Origin of the sequence: Endozoicomonas sp. (assembly GCF_031844845.1) — a bacterium.
Classification (GTDB): domain Bacteria; phylum Pseudomonadota; class Gammaproteobacteria; order Pseudomonadales; family Endozoicomonadaceae; genus Endozoicomonas.
The window spans coordinates 1-6,707 of sequence record NZ_JAVRMB020000145.1 but is presented as its reverse complement, the minus strand read 5'-3'; the positions used below and the strand labels follow the sequence as shown (position 1 = coordinate 6,707).

The window sequence follows — 6,707 nt, the reverse complement described above, 5'->3', positions numbered from 1 at the left end:
TTGATGCGATTTTTACGTAAATTTGAAGCACCTTGAATCTCTATAGCCTATGTGTCCCAAGGGCTAGAGTTTCTGGATGGGAACTAGCTAGTTGTAAGCAGATGATAGTTTGCTATCAAATGTTTTGCCCTCTAGCTAAGGAATAAGTTCCAGCTCTTTTATAATCAAAGTATCAGCAGTCGATAATATTCTCGAATTTTCATGTGATAAATATTGAAATGCAAACCACTATCCTACTTTTTAAGAAATAGCGATCATGCGTCTACACCTTGGTATCAGTGGTGATGATCGGTTTACTGAATAAAACTAAACGTACGTACAGTCAATTTATACGAAAGCAAACTTTCACCTACTTAAGTGTTTAATTGTCTGATTTTTTGGATGATTTTCCCGTTTACTCGTCTTTTCAGATAAGCAAAGCCACTGTAACATTGAGTATGTAATCAAGGGGGAGTTTGCTATCGAATAATATTATGATCACTGAATCAGGAATAAGTTCCCAGGTATTTTAAATCAAGGCATCAGAAGCCGATAGAATTCCTAAGATTTTCCGGAAGAAAAATAGTAAAAAGCAAGCAATCATTCAGCTTTCAGGAAATAGCGACCATGCTTCCCCTTGGTACTACAGGTTAAGATTGGTTCATCAAGAAATGCTATTCAAATTCAACCTGAAACCAGTACGGCAACTCCAAATGGTTTGGGTATCCTGCCGCTGTGTTCAGACAGTAATATTACTGATTTTACTTTGACCTATTCATTTTCTGGTGTGCGGGCAATGCTCCATATATCCACTCGCTTCACACCATTTTGTTTTAATAGCTTTGTAATCTCACTGACGGTGGCTCCTGTTGTCACAACGTCGTCTATTAGAGCAACGTGATCCCATTGTGGCTGTTTTCTCAAAGCAAAAGCATTACGAATATTTTTCTGCCGGTCTTTGGCATCAAGACTTTGCTGTGGAACAGAGTTTGTTTGTTTTTTAATCAAACGGTCTTCGATGTTCAGCTCCATGAAGTGAAGCTGCTTTTTCAGGGCTTTTGCCAGGAGCAGGGCCTGATCGTAACCTCGTTCCCGTAACCTTTTCCGGTGAAGGGGGACGGGGAGCATCACTTCAGGCCAGTCATCGTCCTCATAAAATTCCATCAACAGTTCAGCCAATGGTTTGACGATGGGATTGATCAGTTCCAGTCTGGACTGATATTTCACCATCTGAAGAATTCTGTTAACCGGAAACTGGTACAGGAAGGGTGCAAGACAGTGGTCAAATAGTGGTGGTTGTTTCAGGCACTGACTGCACAGTCCGGTTTCGCTGTCATTAATGGGTAAACCACAGCATGAGCAAAAACACAGGGGTGTTGGGCACATCGCCAGACATAGATGACACAATGGCTGATCAAAGGTGCTAAAGCCTCGGCATAAAATGCACTTGACCTGTACTCTCTGCATTAACAGTTTAAAATTAAACCAGTTGTAAACTTTTGGAAGTTTCATAGATTGACGGCAACTTTTATTCCGTTATCATCATTTTTAACTTTTATTTCTAAAATCAATAAAACCTCAGTTTCAGTGAACACGAGTCTTCTGTGACTGCTGTTTCAGTGAAGTGCTCCTTAGAGGATGTCATGACCCGTATCTCCCCAACCATAGTAGACAACCTTTCCAGCTCTGATATTAGCCACAGCGTTATTCGTCATGACTGGACGATTTGGGAAGTAGAGGCGCTTTTTCAAAAGCCTTTCAATGATCTGATCTTCCAGGCGCAACTGGCGCACCGGGAGCACTTTGATCCGAACCAGGTGCAAGTTAGCACATTGCTGTCCATCAAGACGGGCGCTTGCCCTGAAGACTGTAAGTACTGCCCCCAGAGTGGCCACTACAACACCGGGCTGAAAAAAGAGAAGTTGATGGAAGTGCAGAAAGTTTTGGAAGAGGCCCAGAGTGCCAAGGCTTCCGGTGCCACTCGTTTCTGTATGGGTGCCGCCTGGAAGAATCCGCCAGCCAAAGATCTGCCTTACATCGTTGACATGATCAAGGGTGTAAAAGCCTTAGGCCTTGAATCCTGTATGACACTGGGCATGCTCAGTGGTGAACAGGCTACGGAGCTGGCGGAAGCAGGGCTGGATTACTACAACCACAACCTCGATACCTCACCTGAGTTTTATGGCAGCATCATCACCACCCGCACCTATTCTGACCGACTGAATACGTTGTCCCATGTCAGGGAAGCGGGGATGAATGTCTGCAGTGGTGGCATTGTCGGGCTTGGAGAAACAGAACGGGACCGTGGCGGGATGCTGGTGCAGCTGGCCAATATGCCTAAGCACCCGGAAAGTGTGCCCATCAATATGCTGGTTAAAGTAGCCGGTACGCCGCTGGAAAATGTTGAGGCTGTGGATGGCATTGATTTTGTCCGCACCATTGCCGTGGCCAAAATTATGATGCCAGCGTCGAATGTTCGTCTGTCTGCCGGTCGTGAAAAAATGAGTGATGAGCTTCAGGCTCTGGCATTTCTTGCAGGTGCCAACTCTATATTCATGGGGGACAAACTCCTCACCACGGCTAACCCGGAAGTGAACCGGGATCGACAGTTGTTTGAAAAACTCGGTATCAATGAAGGGCATGACTGGGGTGAAGCGCCACAGCAGGGAGAGTGTCCGCTGAAAGCGATGTATGACGCTGAAAAACATAATGATCAGTATTTCGATGCCATGGCTGGTCAGAGCTGATGGGCTTTAATCTGGAACAGGATCTCCAGGCCAGATACACTGCAGGGCTTTATCGCAGCAGGAAAACTCTGGACTCACCCCAGGGACCTGAAGTGGTTATTGATGGTCAGCCCTTTCTGGCGTTCTGCAGCAATGACTACCTGGGATTAGCAAATCACCCGGAGGTCATTGCCAGCTTTCGACAGGCAACGGATAACTACGGTCTGGGTGGTGGTGCTTCGCATCTGGTGGTGGGACATAGCAGAGCCCATCATCAGCTGGAAGAAGCACTGGCTGAGTTTACCGGCCGTGAACGTGCGTTGCTGTTCTCCAGCGGCTACATGGCTAACCTGGGTGTGATCAGTGCGTTGCTGGGTAAACAGGATGCGGTGTTTCAGGATCGGTTGAACCACGCTTCATTGCTTGATGCCGGACAGCTGTCCGGTGCCCGTTTCCAGCGCTACCTCCATAATGATGTGAATAATCTGGAAACCCGACTGCAGAAAACCAGTGCCCGGCGCAAATTGATTGTGACGGATGGTGTTTTCAGCATGGACGGTGATATTGCACCGGTTCAGGCGTTGTCTGAACTGGCTGAACAGCACCAGGCCTGGTTGATGGTGGATGATGCCCATGGTTTTGGTTTCCTGGGTGCTACCGGCGGTGGCGTTGCCCAGGCCTGTGGGTTAAGTCAGAAGCAGCTGCCAGTGCTGGTGGGTACTCTGGGTAAGGCATTCGGTACGTCGGGTGCTTTTGTCGCAGGTAGTGATGCACTGATTGAGACACTGATCCAGTTTGCCCGAACCTATATATATACCACTGCCATGCCTCCGGCGGTGGCATTGGCGACTCAAACCAGTCTGGCTCTTTTGCAGGAGCAAAGCTGGCGGCGGGAGCATCTGCAGAGCCTGATTCAATGTTTCAGGAAAGGGTGTGAACAGCTGGGGCTGCCGTTGATGCCGTCGAATACACCCATTCAACCGTTGCTGGTGGGCTGTGAAAAACGTGCGGTTAAAATGAGCCAGTTGTTATCAGAACGGGGGATTATGGTGACGGCGATCCGTCCACCAACGGTGCCGAAAGGATCCTCCAGACTTCGTATTACCTTCAGTGCATCCCATGAGCTGCATCATATTAATCGTCTGCTGGATGCGCTTAAAATGGTTGTTCAGTCAACCGGAACCGAAGATTTTACCGATGTGTCCACCGGGTTTAAAAAATCTTTGTCGATGACAGGAGTGTTGCCCTGATGAGCCAGTATCCAATTGTTTTAATCAGTGGCTGGGCCATGCCGGCAGGTGTGATGGAAGCACTGGCCGAGGCCCTGGATGCGGATCACCGCCGGGTTTCTATTGTGGAGCTGCCGGGTCTGGTCATGGAGTCGGAAGCCAATAAAATTCAGTATGACTGGGATTCATTACTGCAGTACCTGGATCAGCAGCTGTTTGAAAAGCCCATCGTGTTGGTGGGATGGTCTCTGGGAGGCATGCTGGCAACACTTTATGCCAGTCGTTATCCGGATAAGGTGGCAGGTGTCGTTAATCTTGCCGTTAATGGCTGTTTTGTGAAGCGCCATGACTGGCCTGATGCCATGGATCCTTCATTGTTTACCAGCTTCTATGAGGGTATGGCTCAGTCGTGCAAACAGACGTTGCAGGAGTTTTCTCTGCTTTGCAGTGCGGGCAGCGCCAGACGTAAAGAGCAGGCAAGAACCCTGCAGGCGCTAATGGCCGATGCCGATTTTGAAAATCAGGCTCAGGGGGATACCTTGTTAAGACTTTTGGCGTTGCTCGGTAAAAGTGATATTCGCTCAGCACTGGCCGATATTCGCTGCCCTGTCACCCACCTGTTTGGTCAGGATGATGCCCTGGTACCGGTTACTGCTGCTCATGCTATTGAGCAGCAGTTCCCCAGACATCGGGTCAACGTTGTGGCGGGTGGACATGGTTTCTTTATGGATGACCCTGCTTCTGTTGTCCGGGAGATTCAGACGCTGCTGCCTGAAAAAGAAAGTTATCCAGCATGAACTCGACCCTTTCTACAACCGATGTTGCGGATGTCATCATCGAACCCATGACTGGCGTTATGGGTGTCAGGTCTGAAAATCATCCTCGATTAAAGCAGCGAATCGCAGAGAATTTCAGCCGGGCAGCGCACAGCTATGATGAGGCAGCGATTTTGCAAAAAAGAGTCGCTGCCAGAACGATGCTGGGTCTGCCGGCTCAACTTGCAGAGGTGGGTTGTCAGAATAAAACTCACCGTGTTCTTGATCTTGGTTCAGGAACCGGACTTCATTCGCTGATGCTGGCTGACCGTTATGCCAATGCCATGGTTACCGGTATGGATCTGGCCATGGGGATGCTGGAGTTTGCCCGGCAGAATGCGGATGGTTACCCCCGGGTAAACTGGTGCTCCGGCGATATTGAGTCCATTCCGTTGCAATCCGGTGCCATTGATCTGATTTATTCCAGTCTGGCGATTCAGTGGTGCTGCTTTGAAAAGGTGCTCAGTGAAGTCAGCAGAGTGTTGAGACCGGGGGGCTCTTTTGTTTTCTCTACTCTGGCAGAAGGTAGCCTGAAAGAACTGGATGCTGCCTGGTGCCTTGCAGGAGAAAGCGATCGGGTTAATCGCTTTAATCGCTTTGAAGCACAACAACAAAGTATCGTGCAAAGTGATTTCAGCCCGCGGACTTTCTCATTAAAGGCTGAAACACTCTATTACCCGGACATTATCACGCTGCTGCGCGGCCTGAAGGCGCTGGGTGTGAATACGGTGCTGGCCGGTAACGATGGATTATTAACCCGGCGTAAGCTGGAAGTCCTGAAACAGGCCTATGAGTCATTCCGACAGCCTGATGGTTTGCCTTTGACCTATCAGGTGATTTACGGCGTATTGCAGAAACCACTTTAAGGGAAGTGGCATTGTAGAAAGTACCAGCCCTCCGTCATCCCCGCGAAGGCGGGGATCCACTGCTCGCGATGGATTCCCGCCTTCGCGGGAATGACAGCGGTATATTCTTAATGGCAACTTCCCTAAGAACAGTAGTGAGTACGATGGGGAAAACTTATTTTGTTACCGGCACTGATACCGATGCTGGGAAAACGGTCATTACCTGTGGGCTTTTAGAAGCTGCCCGCTTAGCAGGACTGACGACACTTGCCTTAAAACCCGTCGCTGCCGGGTGTTATAAAAGTGAGGAAGGGTTACGCAACGATGATGCTCTGGCATTGATGGAGGCTATGACACTTTCACTGCCTTATGAACAGGTGAATCCGCTGGTATTGGAACCACCCATTGCTCCTCACATTGCAGCGGCAGAAGCGGGTGTTCGTATGACGCTGGATCGTCTGGCGGGCTATTGCCGTGGTGCATTGATGAATAAAAATGATCTGGCCCTGATTGAGGGTGCGGGTGGCTGGCGGGTTCCCTTAAACTCACGGGAGATGATCAGTGGGTTGGCCAGAGAGCTGAATACACCGGTTATCCTGGTGGTGGGGATGAAACTGGGTTGTATCAACCACGCCTTACTGACCGTTGAAGCGATTCTTCGTGATGGTGTCAGGCTGGCTGGCTGGGTTGCCAATCAAATGGATCCGGATATGAACCGTTATGACGAGAATCTGCAAACCCTGAGGGGTATGATTCCTGCTCCCTGTCTGGGCAATGTTCCTTTTCTGAAAGTCGGTCCGGTGAGCACCGGGTTAGCGATGCAAGATAACCCTGATCAATCGATAGTTGCAAAGTATTTAGATATATCAGGGTTGGTTTAGGTGTCGTCGGAAGTGAGAATTATCTGCACGTTAGGAGGGATACCCGATCGTGTCCTGCCCTCATTATTACTTGTAGCGACAAATATTTCAGGGAGGGCAGCGTTCCCCGAATCAAGCGACGTATGTCTACTGCTGTATGTAAAGTCGCTACCATTTGCTTTATCGAAATTCCTCCCTAAATAGAATCTATCAGAGCCGGATGAGCAATTTGTTCGGTGCTGATCAGAGGAGC

6 protein-coding genes are annotated in these 6,707 nt (G+C 49.0%); 5 read left to right on the top strand and 1 reads right to left on the bottom strand.

All coding sequences use genetic code 11. The features are described 5' to 3' along the window. Positions 1-750: 750 nt before the first annotated feature. Positions 751-1,491: a ComF family protein gene (locus RM811_RS07315; RefSeq protein WP_402522386.1), complete on the bottom strand. Its 741-nt coding sequence runs from the start codon at positions 1,489-1,491 to the stop codon at positions 751-753. A 131-nt stretch (positions 1,492-1,622) separates the two neighbouring features. Between RM811_RS07315 and bioB the strand changes: the two genes are divergently transcribed. From bioB to bioD, 5 genes are all read left to right on the top strand, one after another. After that, on the top strand, positions 1,623-2,726 hold the full coding sequence (bioB, locus tag RM811_RS07310) for a biotin synthase BioB (protein ID WP_402522383.1): 1,104 nt from the start codon (positions 1,623-1,625) through the stop codon (positions 2,724-2,726). Then, positions 2,726-3,955 (top strand): 8-amino-7-oxononanoate synthase, encoded by a 1,230-nt coding sequence (bioF, locus tag RM811_RS07305; RefSeq protein WP_402522380.1) that lies wholly within the window; start codon positions 2,726-2,728, stop codon positions 3,953-3,955. The genes bioB and bioF overlap by 1 nt, the downstream gene beginning before the upstream one ends. Next, positions 3,955-4,731, top strand: a complete 777-nt coding sequence (locus tag RM811_RS07300) for an alpha/beta fold hydrolase (RefSeq protein ID WP_402522377.1) — start codon at positions 3,955-3,957, stop codon at positions 4,729-4,731. Before bioF ends, RM811_RS07300 begins: the two co-directional genes overlap by 1 nt. Then, complete coding sequence (gene bioC / locus RM811_RS07295; protein ID WP_402522374.1) at positions 4,728-5,615, top strand: malonyl-ACP O-methyltransferase BioC; 888 nt, start codon at positions 4,728-4,730, stop codon at positions 5,613-5,615. The genes RM811_RS07300 and bioC overlap by 4 nt, the downstream gene beginning before the upstream one ends. A 143-nt stretch (positions 5,616-5,758) precedes the next feature. After that, the gene (bioD, locus tag RM811_RS07290) at positions 5,759-6,475 is read left to right on the top strand and encodes a dethiobiotin synthase (protein ID WP_402522389.1); all 717 of its coding nucleotides are present in this window, start codon (positions 5,759-5,761) and stop codon (positions 6,473-6,475) included. The last annotated feature ends 232 nt before the right edge of the window (positions 6,476-6,707 follow it).